Origin of the sequence: Neobacillus sp. YIM B06451 (assembly GCF_032667185.1) — a bacterium.
GTDB lineage: Bacteria > Bacillota > Bacilli > Bacillales > Cytobacillaceae > Bacillus_D.
In genome coordinates this window covers 1-435 of record NZ_JAVFKJ010000040.1, presented here as the reverse complement: position 1 = coordinate 435, position 435 = coordinate 1, and the positions used below count along the sequence as shown (strand labels likewise).

Sequence of the window (435 nt, the reverse complement as noted above, 5' to 3'; positions counted from 1 at the left end):
AAAAAAACTTATCCATTAAGTGTTATTCCTTCAACATCACATCTTATTTTGTAAAAGTCCATAATCAACGGATGGGTTTCTTTGGTAAATTCCAATTTTTCTAATCTTCTTTTACCTAACCTTCTATCAAACATTGAATATGCCTTAATAATAATATTCTCAGAATTCATCGCTTCATCGATAGACAATGAACCATAATCCATTAAGGGTGAATAGAGAGATGATAACTTTCAAAGATGTTTTGATTTATCATGATTTCTTCAGCATCATCCGATGCCTTTATTAGTTCCTGTCGTTTTTCAGAGTTAAACATTACATCCCAATCTGCGTTATAGGGAATTCCTTTCAGGTTCTTTTCTTCTTTAATTTGTTGATATAGTTTCTCATGCTTTACTGCATATGTAACATCAGAAGCACTTAGTATTTCTTTTTTAT

The 435-nt window shown here is 30.6% G+C and carries 1 protein-coding gene and 1 pseudogene; both read right to left on the bottom strand.

What is annotated here, in order from left to right; genetic code table 11:
- Nucleotides 1-8 precede the first annotated feature (8 nt).
- Entirely contained in the window at nt 9-188 is a 180-nt protein-coding gene (locus RB160_RS23960) for a hypothetical protein (protein WP_316572958.1), read from the bottom strand.
- A 14-nt stretch (nt 189-202) separates the two neighbouring features.
- A pseudogene (locus RB160_RS23955) lies at nt 203-435 on the bottom strand (SF0329 family protein); the annotation flags it as partial.